Below are 24518 nucleotides of genomic sequence, written 5' to 3'. Positions count from 1 at the left end.
GCTGCGACGACTCAAGGGCAGTTCGGATAAACGCAGTCAGGAGCGCAGTGCTTCGTCAAAAACTTCCACCCAATGCCGCACCGGCAGCCCGCTGCCGCTTTGCAGATGCGTGATGCAGCCGATGTTGGCCGAGAGGATGCCAGCGGGCCGTAGCTGGTCCAGGTGCTCCAGCTTGCGATCGCGCAGCGCATAGGCCAGCTCGGGCTGCAGCACGGAGTACGTGCCGGCGGAACCGCAGCAAAGATGCGACTCGTTCTTCGCGACCTGGATGTCGAAGCCGAGCGCGCGCAGATTCACCTCGACGCCGCCGCGCAGCTTCTGCCCGTGCTGCAGCGTGCACGGCGGGTGGTAGGCGTAGACGCCCGGCGGCGCCTTGACGCGGTCCTTCAACAGCGGCACCAGTTCGGGCAACAGCTCGCTCAGATCGCGCGTCAGCGCGCCGATGCGCGCGGCCTTCTGCGCGTAGGCCGGCTCGTCGCGCAGCACATGCCCGTACTCGCGCACGGTGACGCCGCAGCCGGAGGCGTTCATCACGATCGCTTCCACCGCGCCTTCTTCCACATAGGGCCACCACGCATCGATGTTGGCGCGCATCTGCGCCTTGCCGCCCTCCTGGTCGTTCAGGTGGAACTTCACCGCGCCGCAGCAACCGGCGGTTGGCGCGATCACCGCCTCGATGCCCGCGGCATCGAGCACGCGCGCGGTCGCGCTGTTGATGTTGGGCGCCATCGAGGGCTGCACGCAGCCGGCGAGCATCAGCATCTTGCGCGCATGACTGCGCGTGGGCCACGCCCCGGCGGGCTGCGGCGCCGGCACCTTGGCCTTGAGCTTGGCCGGCAGCAGGCCGCGCACCGACTGGCCGAGCTTCATCGCAGGACCGAAGAGCGGCGAGGGCAGCGCCTCCTTCAGCGTCCAGCGCAGCGCCCCTTCCAGCGGCGGCCGCTGCACTTTCTCGTCGACGATCTTGCGGCCGATATCGACCAGGTGCCCGTACTGCACGCCGCTCGGACAGGTGCTCTCGCAATTGCGGCAAGTGAGGCAACGGTCCAGGTGCAGCTGCGTGCTGCGCGTCGGCGTCTTGCCTTCGAGCACCTGCTTGATCAGGTAGATGCGCCCGCGCGGGCCGTCGAGCTCGTCGCCCAGCAGCTGGTAGGTCGGGCAGGTGGCCGTGCAGAAGCCGCAGTGCACGCACTTGCGCAGGATGGCTTCGGCCTCTTCGCCATCGGGCGTGCCCTTGAATTCGGGAGCGAGTTCGGTTTGCATCTCAAGCTGGGGGGAAGAGCCGTGCGCGATCGAACACGGCATGGGGATCGAACTCGCGCATCAGCGCCTCGTGGATGCGCTTGAGCGGCGTGCTCAGGGCATCGAAGCGGCGCGTCGCGGTGCCGGCGCCGTCGGCGGTTCTGAACAAGGTTGCATGCCCGCCCGCGGAACGGGCCGCTTCCCTGAGCCGCTCGCCCTCGCCGGGCACCACCCGATACCAACGCTGGCCCCCATGCCACTCGATCAGCGGCGGCTCCTCCAGCGGAAGCACCGGCGCGGTCTGCGGGACGGAGAGGCGCCACAGCTCTTGGCCCTGGCGCGCGTCGAACCAGGGCAGCCGGTGATCGCGGGCCGCCTCCCAGTCGCTGCGGGCCTGCGCATCGTCCTGCCGCTCGCCGCCGAGGCGGGTGCAGGCCGCCGCCACCGCGGCGGTCGCACCGCGCAGGCGCAGCCAAAGCCGGCCCTGGCCCTGCTCATGCGTCCAGCGGCTGGCATCGAGCGGCAGCGGCTGACCGCCCCAGCCGTTGAGCAGGCGCAGCGCATCGGCCTGGTGGCATTCGAAGACCAGCGTGGCTTCGGCCGGCGGCACGGGCAGCACCTTCAGGCTGACTTCCGCGATCAGCCCCAGCACGCCCAGCGAGCCGGCCAGCACGCGCGAGACGTCGTAGCCGGCGACGTTCTTCATGACCTGGCCGCCGAAGCTGAGCAGCTCGCCGCGGCCGTTGAGAAGCTGGGCGCCCAGCACGTAGTCGCGAACGGCGCCGACGCTGGCGCGCGCGGGGCCGCTGAGGCCCGCGGCGACCATGCCACCGACCGTGCCCCCTTCCTCGAAGCGCGGCGGTTCGAAAGGCAGGCACTGGCCCTGCGCCGCCAATGCCGCTTCGAGCTCGGCCAGCGGCGTGCCGGTGCGCACGGTGACCACGAGCTCGCTGGGTTCGTAGCTCACGAGGCCCCGGAGCTCGCCGGTGGAAAGCGGCTCGCCGCGCGGCGGCTCGCCATAGAAGTCCTTGGTGCCGGCCCCACGGATGCGCAGCACCGTGCGCTCGGCGGCGGCGGCGCGAATGCGCTCGGCGATCTGGCGAAGGGCTGGATCCATGTGGGCGATGGTAGCGCCCACTGCCGGCTTCATTCCGCGAAGAAATGGACGGGCAGCCCTGACACTTCCGCGCGCATCGCGATCACCTGGCCGGAAGCCGGCCTCTGCTCGAGTTCATCGGCAGGCCGCCCGCGACGCGCGCTGGTGACGAACAGCGTGCGCAGATCGTCGCCGCCGAAGCAGGGCATGGTGGGGCATTGCACCGGCACGGGCAGCGCCGACAGCTGTTCGCCCAAGGCCGAGAAGCGCAGCAACTGCCCGCCCTCGAACATGGCGACCCAGTAGCAGCCCTCGGCATCGACGGTGGCGCCATCGGGCCGCCCCTGGTAGCGCTTCGCGGAAGCCGAGAGCCAGCCCTCTGGCTTGGCTTCGAACTGGCGCAAGACGCGGGGACGCGCGAGTCGATTGGCCTTTGCATCCCAATCCCACACGCTCACGCAGTGCGCGGCGGTGTCGGCCCAGTAGATCGCGTCGGCACCGGGCGCAAAGGCCAGGCCGTTGGCGGTGGTGACGCCTTCGGCCATGCGGGTCAGCTGCGGCGCGCGGCCACCGCGCGCATCGAGGCAGTAGAGCGCACCGCTGGCGCGGTCCTTGGCCTCGTTGAGCGTGCCGGCCCAGAAGCGGCCCTGCGCGTCGCACTTGCCGTCGTTGAAGCGCATGCTGCGCGCGTCGTGGTCCACGTGCGCGAGAACGGTGAGCGCCCCGCCCCATTTGCGCGCACGGTAGATGCCGTCGCGCAGTGCGATCACCAGGCCGCCGCGGGCCGCGGGCGCCATGCAGCCGGGCTCGGTCGGCAGGCTCCAGCGCTCGACCGTCGGCTTGCCCGCGATCTCGCCGCGGGTGCGCAACACGGCGCGGCCCGGAATGTCGAGCCAGTAGAGCGAGCGCTCATGGGGGTGCCAGAAGGGCGATTCGCCGAGCTGGCAGAGGCTGTCGTCGAGGGCGGTCCACATGCCGGCAGCTTAGCCAAAAAAAAGGCCCGCTCGCGCCGGGGCGCTTGCGGGCCGAACATCCAAAGGAGACTCTTGCTTTGAATTGTTCTTGCAGTCGATGGATGCGGGCCGCGCGTCGCGGCCCGCATTCGCCTCAGCGGTTGTAGGCGGTTTCGCCGTGGGACGAGATGTCCAGGCCCTCGCGCTCTTCCTCTTCGCTCACGCGCAGGCCGACGGTGAGGTCGACGATCTTGAAGGCGACGAAGGAGACGATGGCGGACCAGACGACGGTCAGCAGCACGGCCTTGAGCTGAATCCAGACCTGCGTGCCGATGCCGTTGGAGACGATGCCCGCCGTGACCCAGTCGCCCACCAGGCCGGGGCCGCCGAGCGCCTGGGTGTTGAAGACGCCGGTCAGCAATGCGCCGACGATGCCGCCCACGCCGTGCACGCCGAACACGTCCAGCGAGTCGTCGGCGCCGAGCATGCGCTTGAGGCCGTTGACGCCCCACAGGCAGGCGAAGCCGGCGACGAAGCCGATGATGATCGCGCCCATGAGGCCGACGTTGCCGGCTGCCGGCGTGATGGCCACCAGGCCGGCGACGGCGCCGGAAGCGGCACCCAGCATCGAGGCCTTGCCCTTCATCAGCGCTTCGCCGATGGACCAGGCCAGCACCGCCGCGGCCGTGGCCGAGAAGGTGTTCATGAAGGCCAGCACGGCGCTGGTGCCGGCTTCGAGTGCGGAGCCCGCATTGAAGCCGAACCAGCCCACCCACAGCAGCGACGCGCCGACCATCGTGAGCGTCAGCGAATGCGGCGTGAAGGCTTCGCGGCCGTAGCCGATGCGCTTGCCGATCAGGAAGGCGCCGACCAGGCCTGCGACGGCCGCGTTGATGTGCACCACGGTGCCGCCGGCGAAGTCGAGCGCGCCCCATTGCCAGATGAGGCCGGCCTTGGCGTTCATGGCGTCGACCACGTCCTTGTTGGCATAGGCGTCCGGGCCCATCCAGAACCAGACCATGTGCGCGATCGGTGCATAGCTGAAGGTGAACCACAGCGCCATGAAGAGCAGCACGGCCGAGAACTTGATGCGCTCGGCGAAGGCGCCCACGATCAGGCAGCAGGTGATGCCGGCAAAGGTGGCCTGGAAGGCGGCGAACAGCAGCTCGGGGATGTAGACGCCCTTGCTGAAGGTCGCGGCCGGCGCGAAGGTGCCGGTGGCGGAGTCGAAGATGCCCTTCATGAAGAGCCGGTCGAAGCCGCCGATGAAGGAATTGCCTTCGGTGAAGGCCAGGCTGTAGCCGTAGATCAGCCACAGCACCACGATCATCGAGAAGGTGACCATGATCTGCATCAGCACCGACAGCATGTTCTTGCTGCGCACCAGGCCGCCGTAGAAGAGCGCCAGGCCGGGGATGGTCATCATGATGACCAGCAGCGTCGACAGCAGCATCCAGGCGGTGTCGCCCTTGTTGAACGAAGGCGCGGGCGCTGCCGCCGCTGCATCGGCGGCGGGCGCTGCGGCGGCCGGGGCGGCCGGAGCCGCTGCGGCGGGTGCCGCCGGCGCGGCCGCAGCCGGGGCCGAGGCAGCAGGCGCTTCGGCCGGCGCCGGCGGGGTCTGGGCAAAGCCGGCGGTGCCGGCGACGAGCACGCTCAGCCCGAGGGCGAGAGAGACAAGCAGTTTTTTCATTGGATCTTTTCTTTCGTGCCTCGAAGTCAAAGGGCTTCGCGGCCGGTTTCCCCTGTGCGGATGCGCACGACCTGCTCGAGGTCGTAGACGAAGATCTTGCCGTCGCCGATCTTGCCGGTGCGCGCGGCGCTCTCGACCGCCTCGATCACGCGCTCGACCAGATCGTCGGCCACGGCGGCTTCGATCTTGACCTTGGGCAGGAAGTCGACCACGTACTCGGCGCCGCGATAGAGCTCGGTGTGGCCTTTCTGGCGACCGAAGCCCTTGACCTCCGTCACGGTGATGCCCTGCACGCCGATCGTCGAAAGCGCCTCGCGCACTTCGTCGAGCTTGAATGGTTTGATGATGGCTGTGACCAGCTTCATGATGTTTCCCCCACAGATTTCACGATGTTTCTCCTCAGGATGGATCGGGACGGGACGCGTGGCCGCGTCAGAGCGTCTTGGTCAGCGTAACGATGAACCGCGCCTTGTTGGGCGACCAGGTCTGCTGGCCGACCGGGCCGAAGCCCACGTCGATGCCCGGGCTGGACACCAGCAGGTACGAGCTCTTCTTGTTGGCGCCCTGCACCGAGCCGGCCAGCGACAGGCCGTTGCCGAAGTCGTAGGAGGCGCCCACGTTGTAGTCCACGTAGCTCTTGTAGCCCAGGCTGCGGATGTCGCTGCTCATGTGCGTGTAGCCCACCGCCGCCTTCAGCGTGACCTTGGGCACGATCTCCTTGGTGTAGGCGAGATTGAAGTAGCCGGTGTTGCGGCCCTTGAGGCCCGAGCCGTCGCGCTCGCCGGCGTAGTTGAAGTAGTCCTTGGAGACGGTGTGCGAGTACTTGAAGGTGAAGGAACCGACGGCCTCGTTGGCATAGGTGGCTGCGCCGTACAGCTCGGTGGTGTTGCCGCGGGCGTTGCCCGGGTAGATGTAGCTGAGGACACCGAAGTCGAGGTCGAACACGCCGGCCTTGAACTTGTAGCCGCCGTAGATGTCGCTCTCGATGCTGTTGCCGTTGAGCCAGTTGACGCTGGAGTTCCAGTTGCCGATGTAGAAGCCGCTCTCGCCGAACGCATAGTCGAAGCCGCCCTGGATGGCGGGCTTGAAGCCCTTGGTCTTGGCGAAGCCGCCGCTGCCGAGGACGTCCTGGTCCTGGCCCCGGAACTTGTAGTTGCTGGTCAGGGAAACGTTCCCCGTCAGCTGGGCGCTCGCCAGCATTGGAAGGGCTGCCAAAGCGGCCACTGCCAAGGCGGACGCGGTTTTACGGTGCATCATCGGGAGACTCCTCGGTCGGTTTTGAAATGGTTGGATACCGCTTCAAAGCAGGGAGCGTGCCAAATCTCGCAGCCGCGAGCCGCGGAGCCTGAGAGAGGTGCATGGAGACGCATGAACGAATGATGGTTGCACCATCTTGGTGAAAAGGGAGAAAAATGAGTCTGTCTTTGGTGCAAAGCCGTGCTTTGCTGGGCCTGGAAGCGGCGAATGTCACGGTCGAGGTGCATCTGGCCAATGGCCTGCCCAGCTTCACGCTGGTGGGCCTGGCCGATGTGGAGGTGAAGGAAGCGCGCGAGCGCGTGCGCGCCGCCATCCAGAACGCCGGCCTCGAATTCCCGAGCAACAAGAGGATCACCGTCAACCTGGCGCCGGCCGACCTGCCGAAGGACTCGGGCCGCTTCGACCTGCCGATCGCGCTGGGCATCCTGGCGGCCGCCGGGCAGATCGAGGCGGCACGGCTGGCCGGCCACGAGTTCGCGGGGGAGCTCTCGCTGTCAGGGCATCTGCGGCCCGTGCGTGGTGCACTGGCGATGGCACTGGCGCTGCATGGCCGCGGCGTCGCGACGCGGCTGGTGCTGCCGGCCGAAAGCGCGCGCGAGGCCGCCCTGGTGCCCGGTGCCGAGATCTACGGTGCGGACCACCTGCTCGATGTGGTGCGGCAGTTCCTGCCGGGCGGACCGGCGCCGGGCGAGGCGGCGGACGATGGCTGGCACCGGGCATTGCCCGCCCCCGCCGGGCCGCCGGCGGCCGTCGCCGATCTGGCGGAGGTCAAGGGTCATGCGGGTGCGAGACGCGCCCTGGAGATCGCCGCGGCAGGCCAGCACAGCCTGCTGATGGTGGGCCCGCCGGGTTCCGGCAAGTCGATGCTGGCCCAGCGCTTCGCCGGCCTCCTGCCGGAGATGAGCGTGGACGAGGCGCTGGAGAGCGCCGCCGTGGCCAGTTTGCAGGGCCGCTTTGCCGTCGAGCGCTGGCGCGTGCGGCCGACCTGCAGCCCGCACCACAGCGCCAGTGCGGTGGCCTTGGTGGGCGGCGGCTCGCCGCCCCGGCCGGGAGAAATCTCGCTGGCGCACAACGGCGTGCTGTTCCTCGATGAGTTCCCCGAGTTTCAGCGCAGCGCGCTCGAGGCGCTGCGCGAGCCGCTGGAGACCGGCAACATCACCATCGCGCGAGCGGCGCGGCGTGCCGAGTTCCCGGCCCGCTTCCAGCTGGTGGCGGCCATGAACCCCTGCCCCTGCGGCTGGCTCGGCTCCTCGCTCAAGTCCTGCCGCTGCACGCCGGACCAGGTGGCGCGCTACCAGGGCAAGCTCAGCGGGCCTTTGCTGGACCGCATCGACCTGCACATCGAGGTGCCCGCACTGCCGGCGACCGAATTGCTGGACACCCCCGCGGGCGAAGCCAGCGCCGAGGTGCGTGTACGCGTGGTCGAAGCCCGCGAGCGCGCCATTCGCCGGCAGGGCAAGGCCAACCAGGCGCTGCAAGGCGCGGAGATCGACCGCCACGCGCAGCTCGATGCCGCCGCGCTGCAGTTCCTGCATGCGGCGGCGTCGCGGCTGGGCTGGTCGGCGCGCGGCACCCATCGCGCGCTCAAGCTGGCCCGCACGATCGCCGACTTGGCCGGCGCCGGCACGGTGCAGGCGGGGCATGTGGCGGAGGCGGTGCAGTACCGGCGTGCGTTGCAGGTGGGCGCCTGAGCGTGGGACCTGCAGTTGCCGATCCTTTGCCGATGTTTCCTCGTTCGCGCGTGCATCGGCATGAAACAACGCACGCGACAACTCAGCGCTTGAACCGCCCCCCGCTGATGATCGACAGGTCGACGTAGTCAATCCCCGTGTGATCCTGCGGCGAGTAAGCCACCTCCAGCCCACCGCCCGTGTCGTAGCGGAAGTCGTTGAGCACCGCAAGCAGCTTGGCGCGCGTCGGCTTCGGGCCGGTGCGGCGCAGCGCCTCGACCAGTACCTTGGTGGCGACGAAACCTTCGAGCAGCGCCGGCGAGAGCTCGATGTCGCCCTTGGCCTTGGCCAGGTCCGAGGCCTCCTTGATCAGCGGATGCGCCATCGCGCGCTCCGAGGGGAGCACCTGCATGACCACCACGCCGCCGCTGGCGTTGCCCAGCTCCTTGATGAAACCCGAGGCGGCGTTGTTCGACAGCGTGATGACCTGCGCCGCGGAACCCGCCGCGCGCAGCGCCTTGATGCCTTCGGTGACGGCGGTGCCGGAGCCGATCCACAGCACGGCCTGCGCGTTGGCGGCAGTGAGCTTGGGCACGATGGTGGCGTAGTCGGGCTTGTTGCGATCGGCCAGCGCCAGCACGACCGGCTTCAGGCCCGCCTTGTCGAAGCCCTTCATCGCACCTTCCATCGCATCCTTGCCGAAGGAGTCGTCGGCCTGGACCACGGCGATGCGCTGCATGCTCACGGTGTGCAGATGCAGGACCGCCTTCTCGGCCTCGCGCTGGTAAGTGGAGCGGACGTTGAACACGAGCTTCTGCACCGGCTTGTGCAGCGACATGGCACCGGTGGACGGCCCGATCAGCGGGGTGCCGCTCTTGTCGAGCAGCGGAATGACGGCCAGCGCATTGGGCGTCCCGCGGTTGAGCAGCAGCGCGAGAACCTTCTTGTCCTCGATCAGGATGCGTGAGTTCTCCGCCGAGCGCTTCGGGTCCAGCCCGTCGTCCAGGCGGATCACCTCGACCTTCTCGCCGTGGATGCCGCCCTGTGCATTGACGTGGTCGATGACCAGTTGCGAGCCGGCGATGGTCTCCCTCACGCTGGCCGCGACGGGCCCCGACATGTCGGCGGACTGGCCGATCAGGATCTGGGCTGTTGCATTCGCGGCGCTCAGGACGAGCGCAGCAGCGCAGCAGAGAACTCGCACGGTTTTCATGGGCTCTTCCAAGAGGGGCCGGGCTGAAAATGCGCGGCACAGTTGTGAACAATTGTTACCAACCTTGCCCCTGGCCCGTTCGGGAAGAAACCCTTGAGGAAATTGTCTTACTGGGCTCCGCTATCTGCTGTGCTGGATGCCGAAGGTGCGGATGTGGTGCGCGGTCACCGCGGGGCTCGGCAAACCTGCCTCATGGCCCTGGCGCGTCGGTCCGCACCCTTCTTTTGCCATCGGCCATGCTCTGAGCGGCGAATTCTGCAAAGAGCTTGATGGCGCCCTGGCTGCTCGCTGCGTTCAGCGCCGACATGTAGCGCTCGCGGTCTTCCAGCCGCAGCACCGTCCAGGGAAATCCGCCGGACGCCAGCATCGTGTTCATGATGAAGCGCCCAAGCCGTCCATTGCCGTCCATGTACGGGTGGATGAAAACGAACATGAAATGGCCCAGCACCGAACGCACCACGGCCGATGGCTCCTCGCGCAGCAACTCGAACAGTACGGGCATCATCTCCCGCACCGCTTCGCGCGGCGGAGGTACGTGCTGGGCGTTGCGAATGTAGACCTGATGGCCACGGTAGCCGGCGAGGTCGGTCGGCGCGAGAAGTCCGGCTGTCACGCTCGGCGAGAACATGGCTCGGAACCAGGCGCCGTGATCCCGTTTGAGGGCGTCGCCTGCATTTGCACCCGCGAAGATCTTCTGGATGGTCGCCTTGACTTCGTTGTGCGCCAGCCAGTAGCCGTGCGCCGCCATCGCGTCTCTCGATTGCCGGTCCTGCTCGTGGGCGTCTTCGTTCCAGTCCCCGTTCGCCACGCGACGGATCAGTTCCGGCGTGACTCTGTAGCCCTCGATCGACAAGGAATGGTAGGCATCGGTGACGTAGACATCTTCGATGGCTTGCATGAACGCCGGAATGTCCCTCGGAAGTCCCGGCTCCTTGCGCGGGAAGGCATGGGCCACGTCCTCGCGCATCGAAGCCCACATGAGCCGCAATCGAGAGACATAGGGCGACTCGATGCGATCGCCTGGAACGATTCGCGGCGAACTCTCGAACGGGTTCGATTCGACGACCTGGTTGCCCAGCGCGCGCATGAATCCGACGATGTCGTCCGCAATGGCGTCACGGCCCACCGCGCGGAAGGCACCGGCCAGGCGACCGGCGATCGTGCGGTGATTGCCTTCCGCGAGCAGACGGCTGAGCTCCGATGCGTCGCTGATCGACAGCAATGCAACCTGCGCATCCTGGGCGCAGGCCCTGAAGAAGTTCTCGGGCGCCTTCAGGAGCGCCTGGGGCAGCGTCATCGTGCGGATGTTGCCGACGCTGTCGCGCCGGTCCGGCGCCGGAAAATCTCTCGCCTGGTAGTCCATGAGCGAGAAGCCGTTCGGCAAGGCCAGTACGCCGTTCTTGCCGAGTGGCGCGTGAACGACGACCTGTTGAGGCAACAACGTGGTGCCGGCGTGCAGTTTCAGCGAGTAGTCCGCGGCCACGCACCAGTCCGCGCCAAACCTGGCGTTGCAATAGGCGGCAATGAAGTCCTTCATGCCGGCGATCCATGGCGTCGAGTCGCCGGCCTTCGCCGAAGGGCTGGCGGACATGTACCAACCCTGAATCACGGGCTGGAGGTACCCGGCTCCAACGAGCGCTTCACGGTCGGCCCGCGAGAACGCATTCGTGTTGAAGACGGACTGCCCCTGCTGTTGCAACGCGTGCAAGGCTTCCAGGCCCGCAGCCAAGCGCCGCTGCGCGGGAGTGGCCGCGCGGATGCTGGAAGGCCGGGTCGTTGCCATGATTTCCGCCTGCTTGCTTGCGCCCGGAGCCAGCCTCAGCCGAGTGCCAGGTTTGATTGAAACTGACTGCTAGGTTTTATTGTATTCCGGTTGCTAGATTTTATTGCTATCTGGTTGCTAGAGAAGGCCGCGCCCCGCCAGGTTGCGCATCAGCGCGCCAATGCCGAAGGACCAGCGCGCGGCCTGGTCGGCATGCACCACGCGGTTCTCGAGCGCGCCGAGCTCGGGCGCCGAGATGGTGACGCGGTCGCCCACCACATGGGTGAAGCCCTGCCCCGGGCCATGGCGGTCCTGGGTCGGCGCGAACATGGTGCCGAGGAAAAGCATCAGCCCGTCCGGGTAGGCGTGATGCGGCCCGATCGCCTGCGACACCAGGTCCAGCGGGTCGCGGCTGATCTGCGCGAGCGAGCTCGATCCTTCGAGCACGAAGCCCTCGGGCCCGGCGACGCGCAGGGCCACCGTGATGCGGCGCACGTCGTCGATGCCGAAATGCGTGTCGAACAGGCGGATGAAAGGGCCGATCGCGCAGGAGGCGTTGTTGTCCTTCGCCTTGCCCAGCAGCAGCGCGCTGCGGCCCTCGAAGTCGCGCAGGTTGACGTCGTTGCCCAGCGCCGCGCCCAGGGTGCGGCCGCGGCTGTCGACCGCCAGCACCACCTCGGGCTCCGGGTTGTTCCAGACCGAACCGGAATGGATGCCGACGTCGGCACCGGTACCCACCGCCGACAGCACCGGCGCCTTGGTGAAGATCTCGGCATCGGGGCCGATGCCGACTTCGAGGTACTGCGACCAGGCGCCCTGCGCGATCAGCACCTCCTTGACCTGGGCCGCCTGCGGCGAGCCGGGCACGATGCCCGCGAGGTTGTCGCCCAGCACGCCGCCGAGCGCCGCGCGGATGGTCTCGGCCCGGGAGGCATCGCCGCGCGCCTGCTCCTCGATCACGCGCTCCAGCAGGCTGGCGACGAAGGTCACGCCGCTGGCCTTGACGGCCTGCAGATCGCAGGGCGCGAGCAGCCACGGCAGCTCCGGATCGCGCGCGGCGTCGTCGCTGTTGGCCAGCGAAACGTCGAGCGCCGCGATGCGCGGCGCGTCGTTGTCGCGCAGGGCCTGGCGCACCAGTCCGACGGGATCGTCGAGCTCGAGCAACTGGCTGGTGGTGGGTGCGAGGCGCGTCAGGTCGTGCAGGCCGCCTTCGTGCACCACCACCGGCGTGGGCCCGACATCGGGTTGCCAGAGGCGGCCGATGAGTGCGGCGCGCCCGGCATCGCGGGGAAGGCTGGTAGCGAGCGAAAGGGGCTGGGGCATGTTGTCTCCAAGAAATGGGGTACCGGGCGCCGAGGACGCGAAGGCTTTGCGAAAGGCGTAAAGGAATTCAGGACGACCATTCTGTATGTCTTTCTCGCGTCGTTCCCGAAACCTTTGCGTTCCGGTCGGCCGTCGTCATTCGCCGCTTCGAATTCGCGCGACCGCCGACTGCAGGTCCTTCCACGCCGGCTCCTGCGGCGCGAAGCGCGCGCGCATGTAGCCGGCCAGCTCGGCGATCTGCGCATCGCCGAGTGCCTCGCGGAAGGCGGGCATGAAGCCGATGTCGCGCGTGGCCGGCTCGCGCACGCCGTCGAGGATGGTGCGCAGCAGGTTGTCGGGACGCGCGCTCGTCAGGTTGCTGTTGAGCGCGAGCGGCACGTTGGCGCCGAGCAGCGTGGGGCCGTTGCCGTCGTGGTGGCACGCGGCGCAGGCGCCGTCGAACAGGCGCTGGGCCGGGCCGAGCAGCTGGCCTTGGCGCGCGGCGGCGGTGGCGACCGCGCGTTGCGCCTGCGCTTGGGCCTCGGTCTCGCCGGTAGGGGCGTTGAAGGAGGCCAGGTAGGTGGCCATGGCGCGGACGTCCGCGTCGGGCACCTGGGCCAGCTCGCGCACCACCTCCGCCATCGGGCCGCCGGCCGTGCCGTGCTGGGGGCTGTGGCCGTTGCGCAGGTAACGGTAGAGCGATTCGGCGTTCCACGGCACGGCCGACTTCGAGGACAGCCCCGTGAGTGCGGGCGCCTCCCAGCCCTCGACCATCGCGCCCGACAGGTAGGCGCTGCCGCCCTTCTCCGCGCCCAGGGCGTTGCGCGGGGTGTGGCACGCGCCGCAGTGGCCCAGGCCGTTGACCAGGTAGGCGCCGCGGTTCCATTCGGCGCTCTGGCCCGGGTTGGGCTGCAGGGGGGCGGGATCGTGGAAGAGCGCGTTCCAGCCGGCCATCAGCGGACGGATGCCGAAGGGGAACTTCAGCGCGGACTCCGGCGTGGGCGCCTGCACGGGCGGAAGCGACATGAAGTAGGCGTAGAGCGCCTGCAGGTCGTCGTCGCTGGTCTTGGCGAAGGCGGTGTAGGGGAAGGCCGGGTAAAGATGGTGGCCATCGCGCGAGATGCCCTCGCGCATCGCGCGCTGGAAGGCGCTGAAGGACCAGCGGCCGAGGCCGGTGTCGGGGTCGGGCGTGAGGTTGGTGGTATGGATGGTGCCGAAGGGCGTGTCCATCGCGCGGCCGCCGGCATTGGGCGTGCCGCCGGGGGCGGTGTGGCAGACGGCGCAATCGCCGAGCGCGGCGAGGGTGCGGCCGCGGTCGATGGTGGCCTGGCTGTAGACGGGGGCGCTCAGGCTGACGGGGGCGATGGTGGAGCGCCAGCCCAAGAGGCCCGCGAGGAGGCCGAGGCCGCCGACGACGAGGGCACTGGCCGTGGCCCGAAGACCGCGTCCTCGGGGCCACGGCGCCTCGGTCTTGCTCCTTCGCCCTCCGAAAGAAGGCTGGGATGGGGGCGCGACGGCGCCACCATCGACCGCCCGCTTGCCCCCACCGCCGCCCTCCCCCGGCGGGGCCTTCTGCGCCTCGGGAGACGCCAGCGGATTCAGCGCAGCCCTCACCACCTCCGGGGTGAACGGCGGCGCCCTGAAGCGCACGCCCGTCGCATCGAAGATCGCATTCGCGATCGCCGCCGTCCCCGGCACCGAGGACGACTCCCCCGCTCCCAGCGGCGGCTCGCCCGGCCGCTGCATGTGCACGACCTCGATCACGGGCACCTCGCGGAAGCTGAGGATCGGGTAGCTGCCCCATTCGCGGCTCGCGACCACGCCCGCGGGCAGCACGCCCGGCCGCGTCTCGCCGCCGGACGGCTGCGCGGGCGGCGCGAACTGCACGCGCTCCTTCAAGGCCCGGCTGGTGGTCTGGATCACGTTGCCGTGGATCTGGTGCTCGACCCCGGCCGGGTTCACCATCAGCCCCGCGTCGTGGCCCACCACCACGCGGCGCACGTGGACCTCGCCGGTGCTCTTGTGCACCTCGACGTCGGCCACCCAGGCGGACCAGGCCGCGCCGAACCCGGGCCATTTGCTGTGCACATAGCGGGCGTAGGCGAAGCCCTGGCCGAAGAGCACGTCGCCGCCCGGGCCCACGCGTGCATCGGCGGGCCTCGAAGGATGATCGCCGTCGGCATCCTCCTGCGGCCCGGTGCGCATGCGCCAGCCGGCCTTCTGCGCGGTCTCGCGCACCAGCTCGGCCGCGCGCGGATCGCGCAAGTGGCGCAGGCGGAAGGCCACCGGGTCCACGCCGGCCGCGGTCGCCAGCTCGTCGACGTAGGACTCGTGCGCGAAGGAGCTGGGCAGCGCCGAGACGCCGCGCAGCCAGGAGGCGCGCACGATGGGCGCCATGTCGTTGACCTTGACCCGCAGGTTCTCGTAGGCATAAGGCGGTCGCGCGGTGCGGTCGCCCATCTCGAAGGCCTGCGCGACCGGCTCGACCGTGCGCGTCAGCAGCAGCGCCAGCGTCGGCGCGCCGTTCGACGGATAGGAGGTCTCGAAGTCGTAGGCCGCCACGCCGCCCTCGGCGTCGAGGCCGCCGTTGACCTGCATCAGCTGCGCGGCGCCCTTGGGCTCCCACGCATGCTCCTGCTCGCGCGCGAGCTGCACGCGCACCGGCGCGCCGGCCGCGCGCGCGAGCAGGGCCGCGTCGGCCGCCACGTCGTCGGCGCCGTTGCGGCCGTAGCAGCCGGCGGCCTCCATGCGCACCACGTCGACCGCCAGGTCCTCCAGGCCCATGAGCTTCGCAAGATCGGCGCGCAGCACATGCGGGTTCTGCGAGCCGGCCCACACGCGCAGCTGCACGCCCGCCTCGCCCTCCGGCTGCCAGTGCGCGAGCGCGCACGAGGGGCCGATGGAGGCATGCATCTGGTAGGGCCACACATAGGTGCGCAGCATCGGCTGGGCGGCGTTGGCGAGTGCCTCGTCCACCCGCCCCTCGTCGACCAGCAGGCGCTGTGTCGCGGGGTTGGCGCGGATCGCGCCTTCGAGGTCATCGAGTGCGGGCAGCCCCGGCCAGGCCTTCCAGCGCACCCGCAGCTCGCGCAGCGCCTGTTCCGCATGCTCCTCGCGCTCGGCCACGATGCCGACGAAATCGCGAATCACCACCACGGCGCGGATGCCGGGAATGTGGGCGATGGACGACTCGTCGACCGACTCCAGCGTGTTGCCGATGAAGTCGCCGTGGTCCGCGCCCGCGTAGGGCGGGCGCACCACGCGGCCGTGCAGCATGCCGGGCACGCGCATGTCGTGTACGAACACCGTCTCGCCCGCCAGCTTGGCGGGGATGTCGACGCGCGGGACGGCAGTGCCCACGAGCCGGTAGTCCTTCGGGTCCTTGAGCCGGGCCGCGCCGTCCAGCTGCAGCACGGTGCGCGTGCCGGCCACCAGCTCGCCGAAGGGCACGCTGAAGGCCGGGTCCTCGCCGGCATGGATGCGGCCCTCGCGCACCTCGAGCAGCGAAGGCTGCACGCCGAAGCGCTCCGAAGCCTGCGCGAGCAGCCAGGCGCGTGCCTGCGCCGCCGCCAGCCGCAGCGGCACGGCGTGGATCTGCAGCGAGGCGCTGGCGATGGTCGCGCCCTGGTTGGGCGCGCGTGCCGTGTCGCCGAGCACCATGTGCACCTGCGACAGCGGCAGGTCGAGCTCCTCGGCCACCACCTGGGCCAGTGCGGTGCGGATGCCGGTGCCCAGGTCCACGTGGCCGTTCAGCGCAGTCGCGCTGCCGTCGCTCCACAGCGCGAGCAGGATCTCGGGCCCTTCGGCGGGATTGCCCGCAACCACCGCGGGCTGGCCATTGGCTGCGGGCGGCGCGGGCGGCGTCTCGCGCACCACCACCAGGACGTCCCGGGCGTTCAGGAAGTCGCTGCGAGTGCGCGGCTGTTCGGCGCGCCGGGTCATCGGCGACCCTCGCCTTCGGCTGCGCTGCGAGCGCCTTCGGCCGGCCGGGCGGCGCTCACGAGGGCTCGCCCTTTGCCAACCGCTCGGCCGCAGACTGCACCGCGGCCAGGATCTCCACATGCGTGCCGCAACGGCACAAGTTGCCCGAGAGCTCGGCGCGGATGCGCTCGCCGCCGGGGTGCGGCTCGCGCGCCAGCAGCGCGGCGGCCTGCATCACCATGCCATTGAGGCAGTAGCCGCATTGCGCGGCCTGGGCCTCCTCGAAGGCCCGTTGCACGGGATGCCATTTCTCGCGCGAGCCGAGCCCTTCCAGCGTGGTGATGGCGCGGCCCGCCACGCCATGCGCCGGGATCACGCAGGCGCGCGCCGCCACGCCGTCGACCCACACCGTGCAGGCGCCGCACTGGCCCAGCCCGCAGCCGTACTTGGGGCCGTTGAGCGCGAGGTCGTTGCGCAGCACGTGCAGCAGCGAGGCTGCCTCGGGGACCGACAGCGCACGCTCGCGTCCGTTGACCTTCAGTGCGAGTTCCTGCATTGCGCGCGCGGGCTCCTCAGGCGCTGATCTCGATGTCCGTGGACTGGATGCGCTTGACGCCCTTGGTCTGCATCTCCTTCCAGGCCTTGGCGAGCGAGCCGTTCAGGTCGATGGCGCGCGTCGCGTCCTCGATCACATAGGCCTCGAAGCCCGCCTTGCGCGCATCGAGCGCGGTCCAGGCCACGCAGAAGTCGGTGGCCAGGCCGGTCACGAACACGGTCTTGATGCCGCGCGCCTTGAGATAGCCCCCCAGGCCGGTGGCCGTCTTGCGGTCGGCCTCCTCGAAGGCCGAGTAGCTGTCGACGCCCTTGTGGTAGCCCTTGCGGATGATCAGCTGCGCGCTCGGCAGCTTCAGGTCCTTGTGCAGCGCGGCGTCTTCCGTGCCCTGCACGCAGTGGTCGGGCCACAGCACCTGGTTGCCGTAGCCGAGCTTGATGCTGCTGAAGGGCTTCTGCCCCGGATGCGAACTCGCGAAGGAGGCATGGCCTTGGGTGTGCCAGTCCTGCGTGAGCACGATGTTCTGGAACGCGGTGGAGAGCTTGTTGATCACCGGCACCACATCGGCGCCACCCTTGACCGGCAGCGTGCCGCCGTCGACGAAGCAGTTCTGCACATCGACCACGATCAGCGCCGACCTGTCGGAAGGCCTGATCTTCGCCGCCGCGAACAGCGGCGCCGAAAGGCCGGCCAGACCCAATGCCGCGGCGGATTGGAGAAAGATTCTGCGGTGCGTGTTGTGCATGGTGTTCGCTCCTCGTTGATGAAAAAGCTCTGGCTCAGACGGACAGGTAGGCCCGCCGTACTTCCTCGTTGGTCGCCAGGTCGGCCATCGAGGCCTGGTAGCGGATCTGCCCTTTCTCCAGCACGTAGGCGCGATCGGAGACCAGCTCGGCGAAGTGCATGTTCTGCTCCGACAGCAGGATGCTCACGCCCTGCGCCTTGAGCTCGAGGATCATGTTGGCCATCTGCTCGACGATCACCGGCGCCACGCCCTCGGAGGGCTCGTCCAGCAGCACGAGGTAGGGGTTGCCCATCAGCGTGCGCGCGACGGTCAGCATCTGCTGCTCGCCGCCGCTCATGCGCCCACCGGCGCGCTGCGGCATCTCGCCGAGATTGGGGAAGAGCGTGAACAGGCGCTCGGGCGTCCACAGCGGCGCCTCGCTGCCGTCGGCCCAGCGGCGCGCGGGCTGCTTGCCCACCTCGAGGTTCTCCATCACCGTGAGGTCGGTGAACACGCGCCGGTCCTCGGGCACGAAGCCCAGGCCCAGCTTGGCGGCCTGGTGCGGCTCGCACTTGGAGAGGTCGTGGCCCAGAAAGCGCACCGCGCCGCGGCGCTTGGTGAGCATGCCGATCAGCGCCTTGAGCGTGGTGGACTTGCCGGCGCCGTTGCGGCCCATCAGCGCGACCACCTCGCCACGCCGCACTTCGAGGTCGACGTCGTAGAGGATCTGCGCGGCGCCGTACCAGGCGCAGAGCGCCTTGGCTTCCAGGAGCATCTCGTGCGAACTCATGCGTGCTCTCCCACCGCCGCGTTCACCGCGGCCGCCTTCTCGGCGATCTTCTCGAAGGTCTTGCCGCTGCCGAAGTAGACCTCCTGCACCTTGGGATGGTCGCGGATCTCCAGCGGCTTGCCCTGCGCGATGAGGCGGCCGCGCGCCAGCACGATCATGCGGTCGGCATAGGCGAAGACCACGTCCATGCTGTGCTCGGTGAAGAGCACGGCCATGCCGCGGTCGATCACGAGTTGCTTTGTCAGGGCCATCAATGAGTTGCGCTCCTTGGGGGCCATGCCGGCCGTGGGCTCGTCCATGAGCAGCAGCTTGGGCGAATTGGCCATCGCGATCGCGAGCTCGACGCGCTTGACGTCGCCGTAGGCCAGCACGCTGCAGGGCCGGTCGGCCTGGGCCTTCATGCCGACCTGGTCGAGCAGGGCCAGCGCCTCCTCGCGCTTGTGGTCGGCGGCGCGGCGCCAGGTCGCGAAGAGCTTGTGGTCGTGCGAGAGCAGCGCCATCTGCACGTTCTCCACCACCGTGAGCGAGGCGAAGGTCTCGGCGATCTGGAAGGTGCGGCCCACTCCCATGCGCCAGATCTCGCGCGGCTTGCGGCCCACGAGCTCCTGGCCATCGAGCAGGATCGAGCCGCGGTCGGCCTTCAGTTGGCCGTTGACCATGTTGAAAGTGGTGGACTTGCCGGCGCCGTTGGGGCCGATGAGCGCCAGCAGCTCGCCGGGGGCGAGTTCGAAGCTGATGCCGTCGACGGCCTTGACGCCGCCGAAGGACTTGCCGAGTTCCGTGACTTTGAGAAGGCTCATGCCTTGGCTTCCTTGAGTTCGGCCGGATCCTTCGAATGCCGCCGCCTGTCGAACAGCTGCTTCGCAAAGCCGGCGATTCCCTGCGGGAACAGCAGCACCAGCAGCAGGATGATTCCGCCCAGCATCGCGCGCCAGTAATCGGTGTTGCGCGCGACCGTGTCATGCAGCCAGGTGAAGGTCACGGCCCCCACCACCGGCCCTGCGAGCGTCTGGATGCCGCCCAGCAACACCATCACCAGCCCGTCGACCGACTTGCCCACGCTCAGCGACTCCGGCGAGATGCTGCCCTTGGAGAAGGCATAGAGCGCTCCCGCCAGCCCCGCCGCCGCGCCGGCCATGACGAAGGCAGCCCACTGCATGCGCTTGACGTCGATGCCGATCGCGTCCGCGCGCAGCACCGAATCGCGGCCCGCGCGCAGCGCGTAACCGAAGGGCGAGAACAACACGCGCCGCAGCCACAGCACGCCCAGCGCCACCAGCAGCAGCGTGAGCCAGTAGTACACCCGCTTGTCCGAGAGCCAGGCCGCCGGCCACACGCCGGTGAGCCCGTTGCTGCCGCCGGTGAACGTGTCCCACTGGTAGGTCACGGCCCAGGTGATCTGGGCGAAGGCCAGCGTCAGCATCGCGAGGTACACGCCCGACAGCCGCACCGCGAACCAGCCGTAGACGAAGGCGCCGGCCGCCGCCACCAGCGGCGCAAGGACGAGTGCCAGCTCCATCGGCATGCCGCTCGTGCGCACCAGCAGCGCGGCGCCGTACGCGCCGAGCCCGAAGTAGGCCGCATGCCCGAAGGAATGCATGCCGGCCGGGCCCATGATGAAGTGCAGGCTGGTGGCGAACAGCGCGGCGATCATCAGGTCGATCATCAGCACCGTGGTGTAGGGCGAGTCGGCGGTGAAGATCGGCACCGCCGCCAGCACCAGGCCGAAGACGGCCGCGGCCACCAGGTAGGTCCTGCCGGGCCGGCGCAGCGGCTCCTCCTGCATGCCCACGTAGCGGCTGGGCGCCTGCGGCCGGCCGAAGAGGCCCCAGGGACGCCACACCAGCACCACCGCCATCACGAGGAAGTCCACCACCAGCGTCAGCTTGGAGAAGGACACGCTGACGCCGAAGACATCGACCACGCCCAGCCAGATGCAGATGGCCTTGATCTCGGCGATCAGCAGCGCGGCCGCGTAGGCGCCGGGGATCGATCCCATGCCGCCCACCACCACCACGACGAAGGCGGCGCCGATGGTGTTGAGGTCCATCTCCAGCGTGGCCGGCTCGCGCGGCAGCTGCAGCGCGCCGCCCAGGCCCGCCAGCATGGCGCCGAGGGCGAACACGGCCGTGAACAGCCAGGCTTGGTTGACGCCCAGCGCGCTGACCATCTCGCGGTCCTGCGTGGCGGCGCGCACCAGGGTGCCGAAGCGGGTGCGCGTGAGCAGCATCCACACCAGGCCCAGCACCACCGGGCCGACCACGATCAGGAACAGGTCATAGGACGGGAACTGGCGCCCGAGGATGGCGACCGAGCCGGAAAGCCCTGGCGCACGCGGCCCCAGCAGTTCGTCGGGCCCCCAGAGCCACAGCACCGCGTCCTTGATCACCAGCACCAGCGCGAAGGTCGCGAGCAGCTGGAACAGCTCGGGCGACTTGTAGATGCGGCGCAGCAGCACCACCTCGATCAAGGCGCCGAGCACGCCCACCGCCAACGCCGCCACGACCAGCGCCGGCCAGAAGCCGAAGCCGGTGCCCAGCCGCTCGACCAGCGTGTAGGCGACGTAGATTCCGACCATGAAGAACGAGCCATGCGCGAAATTCACGATCCGCGTGACGCCGAAGATCAACGACAACCCCGCCGCCACCAGGAACAGCGAGGACGCGCTCGCCAGCCCGTTGAGGAGCTGGACGATGAAACCTGAAAAACTCATGACTCGTCCGCCTGTGGGTCAGTCGTTGGCGCGGGACTTCTTCAGCTCTTCGACCGGCGGCTGGTACTTGGGATCGGCACCGTCGAGGTACACGTAGTTGACCATCACGCCCTTGCCGCCTTCGTTCTTGGTGCGGCCCACGAAGGCGCCCATGGTCGACTGGTGGTCTTCCGGCCGGTAGCTGATCTTCCCGAAGGGCGTGTCGACCTGCAGGCCCTTGAAAGCGGCGACCAGCTTGTCGGTGTCGGTGCTCTTGGCCTTGGCGATGCCGGCTGCGGCCGACTTGATCATGCTGTAGCCCACGACCGAGCCCAGGCGCGGGTAGTCCTTGAACTTGGCCTGGTAGGCCTGCTCGAACTTCTTGTGCTCGGGCGTGGTGATGCCGTACCACGGGTAGCCCGTCACGATCCAGCCGTTGGGCGCCTCGTCCTTCAGCGGGTCCAGGTACTCGGGCTCGCCGGTCAGCACGCTGACCACCTCGCGGTCCTTGAAGAGGCCGCGCGTGTTGCCCTCGCGCACGAACTTCGAGAGATCGGCGCCGAAGAGCACGTTGAAGATCGCATCGGGCTTGGCATCGGCCAGCGCCTGCACCACGCTGCCGGCGTCGACCTTGCCGAGGGGCGTGGCCTGCTCGGCCACGAACTCCACGTCGGGCTGCGCCTGCTTCAGCAGGTTCTTGAAGGCCGCCACCGCCGACTGGCCGTACTCGTAGTTGGGGTAGACCACGGCCCAGCGCTTCTTCTTGAGCTTGGCCGCCTCGGGCACCAGCATCGCGGCCTGCATGTAGGTGCCTGGCCGCAGGCGGAAGGTGTACTGGTTGCCGCCCTGCCAGGTGATCTTGTCGGTGAGCGGCTCGCCGGCCAGGAAGAAGAACTTCTTCTGCTTGGCGAAGTCGGTGACCGCCAGGCCGGTGTTCGACAGGAAGGTGCCGGCGAGCAGGTCCACCTTCTCGCGCGAAACCAGCTCCTCGGCCACGCGCACCGCGTCGCCGGGGTTGGCGTTGTCGTCGCGGCTGATGAGCTCGATCTTGCGGCCGTTCACGCCGCCCGCGGCGTTGATCTCGTCGACCGCCAGCTCCATGCCCTTCTTGTAGGGCTCGAGAAAGGCGGGCTGCGCCTTGTAGCTGTTGATCTCGCCGATCTTGATCACGCCCTGCGCATGCGCGGGGACGAGCGCGGTGGCAGCAAGCGAAGCGACGGCGGCCGCACTGAAGACATGACGCAGGGGATTCATGGAAAAGCTCCTTGGGGTCGAACGGTGAAAAATCGGGAAGGTGGCGTGTCGGCTCAACGAAGTCCGTCTTCGCCCTTGATTTCGGAGACCTGCAGTCCGCCGATGCGCGGCAGCGGGCGGCCGCTGTCGGTCACGGCGACGGCCACGACGATCTCGTTGGCGCGGGGCGCATCGGACACACGCGCCTCCACGGCATCGAAGTGGCTGCGCACGAAGGCCGCGTCCTTGTGGCCCAGCGGCACGTCGATGGCGGTGCCCAGCGTGCCGCGCTTCTTGGCCGAAGGCACCAGCGCAGCGCCCTTCTCGACCGCCCGGCGCAGCGGCGCGCCCAGCTTGGGATGCAGGATGGCAGCGGCATGCTCCAGCTCGCCGGATTCGCCGACGATCGCGGCCTTGCCGTAGCTCTGCGCCCGGGCGGGCTCGATGCCCAGCGCCTGGACGGCCTTCTGCCCCAGCAGCGCGCCCAGCTCCTCGCCGATGGCGATCAGCTCGTCGAGCGATTCGCTGTAGCGGCCGGCGTACGGGTTCTCGATGACGGCGATGGCCACGGCACGGCGCGTGGGCGGCTCGATGGTCTTGCCCATTTCCTTGCGGGTTTCGTCGAGCTGCACGACGAGCTTGCGGATGTTGGCTGGCATCTGTATCTCCTGTTTCTGTCACTTGCTGCAGCGAGCGCAGCGATGCTTGTTCGGGGAACACCGCGGAACCGGGCTTGGCCTGTCCTGAGCCCGGCGAAGGGCCGGGCCGCTGGTGTTGCCCCCTCGAGGGGGGAGGCGGCTACACGAAGTGAGCAAGCAACGGGGGTGGGTCATCTCAATCCGTCCCACTTGGCGATGTTCTCGGCGCGCAGTCCGCCCACGCGCTCGTGGACGCGGTAGCCGGTGCTCATGGCGAGGATGAAGACGATCTCGTCGGACGCCGGCGCACCGGGCACGCGCACTTCGATGGCGTCGAACTGGCCGCGCACATAGCTGGCGTTGATGTTGGTGAGCGGCACGTCCAGCGTCGCGCCCGGCGGCCCCACTTTCTTGGTCGAGGGCACGATCGAGAGCGCATTGCCCGGCTGCCCGGTCTTCTTCTCGTCCACGGTGCCGGCGGTGTAGGCCGCGCGATCGCCCTTCCAGCCCAGCAGCTCCCGCATTGCATAGCCGCCCGGCACGTGCCACAGCGCGCCATGCTCCAGCTCGCCGGCGGCGCCGACGATGGCGCCCTTGCCGTAGGTCGCGATGCGCGCAAGCGGCACATCCATGGCCGCGTGCAGGCGCTTCGCCATGTCGAGGCCCACCGGATCGAGCAGGCTCATCATCGGCAGGATGTCAGGCTCGTAGCGGCCGGCGAAGGGGTTGGCGAGCACCGCACTGATCGCACCGCGCACCAGCGGCGTCGCTGCGCGCGGGCCGAACTCGTGGTAGATGGTCTCGACCTGGGTGAAAACACGGCGTATATCGATCATCGAAGGGTCCTGCTTTTCGTTAAGCAAATACTGAACCAACTGCCGCGGCCTGCGGCGAATTCACGAGCGCGGAAATGCCGGACGCAGGCGAGCTTAAAGGCTCCACGAGGCGCCATTGCCCCTGACAAACCAGCATGGCCGACCCGATCAGCCCCGAGCGCTGCAGGGCCATCGCACGGGCAGCGCCCGCCTCCAGTGCGCGCTGCACCTGCGCGGGCGCGAGCGTCTCGACATCGACCGTCACGGGGATGTCGCCGAGGTCGCTGTCGTCCTTGCATTCGCCGGCCGGGCGGCGATGGATGCCCGCGTCTTCCACGTTCACCGCGTTGGCGATCACCGTGGCGGCCGCATCGGCCTCGGCCGCCGTCGCCGCGAGCACGGTCACGCTGTCGGCAATGCCCAGCGAGAAGCTGCGGCCGCGCCAGCCGCTGGTGGCGACGCCACGCACGGGCATCTCGGCGCGCAGCTCGAACTGGCCGTCGGTGGTGAGCGGCCCGCCATCTCGGAGGTCGAAGCGCGCCAGGTCGGCGAACAGGCCGACGCGCGCCGACTGGCCCGGCGCAAGGTGCAAGGCAATGTCCCCGCCGTTGTTGATCCACGCACGCTCGATGCCCTCTCGCTGGTAGAAGGCAATCAGCTCCTGCGCGACGGCGCCCGCCACCGCGGCCATCGGCGTGATGAAGCCGGCGCGAAAGGGGGCACAGGCCTGCCACATGCGCCGTGCGATCGGGCCCTGCAGCGCACAGGTCTCGCCCACGGGCTGGCGCAGCAGGCGCAACTCGCCCACCAGTTCGTCGAGCACCGTGCCGAAGCGCCGCCAGGCATGCTCGTGGGCGACCGCGACCTCCACCTCGTCGCCATGCGCCTCGGCCACGATGTCGATCGGGCCGTGGTTGAAATGCCAGCGGCCTCCCTCGAGAGCGCTGCGTTGGGCCGTCATGGAAAC

At 69.0% G+C, this 24518-nt stretch carries 20 protein-coding genes; 1 reads left to right on the top strand and 19 read right to left on the bottom strand.

From position 1 onward, the window contains the following. Positions 1 to 36: 36 nt before the first annotated feature. The 6 genes from glcF to AC3A6Y_RS05095 all read right to left on the bottom strand — a co-directional run bounded on the left by glcF (position 37) and on the right by AC3A6Y_RS05095 (position 6235). A complete protein-coding gene (gene glcF, locus AC3A6Y_RS05120; RefSeq protein WP_487867139.1) occupies positions 37 to 1263 on the bottom strand; it encodes a glycolate oxidase subunit GlcF in 1227 nt (408 codons plus the stop codon). Position 1264: 1 nt separating this feature from the next. Further along, positions 1265 to 2359, bottom strand: coding sequence for a glycolate oxidase subunit GlcE (gene glcE / locus AC3A6Y_RS05115; RefSeq protein ID WP_487867138.1), 1095 nt, complete (start codon positions 2357 to 2359; stop codon positions 1265 to 1267). Between the two features lie 29 nt (positions 2360 to 2388). Next, positions 2389 to 3312, bottom strand: a complete 924-nt coding sequence (locus AC3A6Y_RS05110; RefSeq protein WP_487867137.1) for an SMP-30/gluconolactonase/LRE family protein — start codon at positions 3310 to 3312, stop codon at positions 2389 to 2391. Positions 3313 to 3445: 133 nt separating this feature from the next. Further along, a complete protein-coding gene (locus tag AC3A6Y_RS05105) occupies positions 3446 to 4981 on the bottom strand; it encodes an ammonium transporter (RefSeq protein WP_487867136.1) in 1536 nt (511 codons plus the stop codon). A 26-nt stretch (positions 4982 to 5007) separates the two neighbouring features. After that, a complete protein-coding gene (glnK, locus tag AC3A6Y_RS05100; RefSeq protein ID WP_309960609.1) occupies positions 5008 to 5346 on the bottom strand; it encodes a P-II family nitrogen regulator in 339 nt (112 codons plus the stop codon). A gap of 67 nt (positions 5347 to 5413) precedes the next feature. Continuing rightward, on the bottom strand, positions 5414 to 6235 hold the full coding sequence (locus AC3A6Y_RS05095) for a TorF family putative porin (protein ID WP_487867796.1): 822 nt from the start codon (positions 6233 to 6235) through the stop codon (positions 5414 to 5416). Between the two features lie 158 nt (positions 6236 to 6393). On the opposite strand from AC3A6Y_RS05095, the gene AC3A6Y_RS05090 reads away from it, so the two are divergent. Beyond that, positions 6394 to 7929, top strand: coding sequence for a YifB family Mg chelatase-like AAA ATPase (locus AC3A6Y_RS05090; RefSeq protein WP_487867135.1), 1536 nt, complete (start codon positions 6394 to 6396; stop codon positions 7927 to 7929). Positions 7930 to 8011: 82 nt separating this feature from the next. On the opposite strand, the gene AC3A6Y_RS05085 is transcribed toward AC3A6Y_RS05090, so the two are convergent. The 13 genes from AC3A6Y_RS05085 to AC3A6Y_RS05025 all read right to left on the bottom strand — a co-directional run bounded on the left by AC3A6Y_RS05085 (position 8012) and on the right by AC3A6Y_RS05025 (position 24512). After that, positions 8012 to 9121, bottom strand: a complete 1110-nt coding sequence (locus tag AC3A6Y_RS05085; RefSeq protein WP_487867134.1) for an ABC transporter substrate-binding protein — start codon at positions 9119 to 9121, stop codon at positions 8012 to 8014. Positions 9122 to 9311: 190 nt separating this feature from the next. After that, positions 9312 to 10904 (bottom strand): Fic family protein, encoded by a 1593-nt coding sequence (locus AC3A6Y_RS05080; protein WP_487867133.1) that lies wholly within the window; start codon positions 10902 to 10904, stop codon positions 9312 to 9314. Positions 10905 to 11021: 117 nt separating this feature from the next. Continuing rightward, positions 11022 to 12206, bottom strand: coding sequence for a fumarylacetoacetate hydrolase family protein (locus tag AC3A6Y_RS05075; RefSeq protein ID WP_487867132.1), 1185 nt, complete (start codon positions 12204 to 12206; stop codon positions 11022 to 11024). Positions 12207 to 12341: 135 nt separating this feature from the next. After that, the gene (locus tag AC3A6Y_RS05070; protein WP_487867131.1) at positions 12342 to 16127 is read right to left on the bottom strand and encodes a molybdopterin cofactor-binding domain-containing protein; all 3786 of its coding nucleotides are present in this window, start codon (positions 16125 to 16127) and stop codon (positions 12342 to 12344) included. A 55-nt stretch (positions 16128 to 16182) separates the two neighbouring features. Then, positions 16183 to 16662: a (2Fe-2S)-binding protein gene (locus tag AC3A6Y_RS05065; RefSeq protein WP_487867130.1), complete on the bottom strand. Its 480-nt coding sequence runs from the start codon at positions 16660 to 16662 to the stop codon at positions 16183 to 16185. 16 nt (positions 16663 to 16678) lie between these two features. Beyond that, on the bottom strand, positions 16679 to 17404 hold the full coding sequence (gene pncA, locus AC3A6Y_RS05060; protein WP_487867129.1) for a bifunctional nicotinamidase/pyrazinamidase: 726 nt from the start codon (positions 17402 to 17404) through the stop codon (positions 16679 to 16681). Between the two features lie 34 nt (positions 17405 to 17438). Beyond that, on the bottom strand, positions 17439 to 18173 hold the full coding sequence (locus tag AC3A6Y_RS05055; protein WP_487867128.1) for an ABC transporter ATP-binding protein: 735 nt from the start codon (positions 18171 to 18173) through the stop codon (positions 17439 to 17441). Next, the gene (locus AC3A6Y_RS05050; RefSeq protein ID WP_487867127.1) at positions 18170 to 18973 is read right to left on the bottom strand and encodes an ABC transporter ATP-binding protein; all 804 of its coding nucleotides are present in this window, start codon (positions 18971 to 18973) and stop codon (positions 18170 to 18172) included. Before AC3A6Y_RS05050 ends, AC3A6Y_RS05055 begins: the two co-directional genes overlap by 4 nt. Further along, the gene (locus AC3A6Y_RS05045; protein ID WP_487867126.1) at positions 18970 to 20886 is read right to left on the bottom strand and encodes an ABC transporter permease; all 1917 of its coding nucleotides are present in this window, start codon (positions 20884 to 20886) and stop codon (positions 18970 to 18972) included. Before AC3A6Y_RS05045 ends, AC3A6Y_RS05050 begins: the two co-directional genes overlap by 4 nt. Before the next feature lie 18 nt (positions 20887 to 20904). Further along, positions 20905 to 22119 carry an ABC transporter substrate-binding protein gene (locus AC3A6Y_RS05040; protein ID WP_487867125.1) on the bottom strand — a complete coding sequence of 405 codons (1215 nt, stop codon included), beginning with the start codon at positions 22117 to 22119 and terminating at the stop codon, positions 20905 to 20907. Positions 22120 to 22172: 53 nt separating this feature from the next. Beyond that, positions 22173 to 22757, bottom strand: a complete 585-nt coding sequence (locus AC3A6Y_RS05035; RefSeq protein ID WP_487867124.1) for an amino acid synthesis family protein — start codon at positions 22755 to 22757, stop codon at positions 22173 to 22175. A gap of 170 nt (positions 22758 to 22927) precedes the next feature. Further along, entirely contained in the window at positions 22928 to 23572 is a 645-nt protein-coding gene (locus AC3A6Y_RS05030; protein ID WP_487867123.1) for an amino acid synthesis family protein, read from the bottom strand. Between the two features lie 19 nt (positions 23573 to 23591). Next, complete coding sequence (locus AC3A6Y_RS05025; RefSeq protein ID WP_487867122.1) at positions 23592 to 24512, bottom strand: UPF0280 family protein; 921 nt, start codon at positions 24510 to 24512, stop codon at positions 23592 to 23594. Between the last annotated feature and the right edge of the window lie 6 nt (positions 24513 to 24518).

This window comes from Variovorax sp. Soil_C_17, from assembly GCF_057657265.1.
This window is presented reverse-complemented; position numbering and strand designations above follow the sequence as displayed.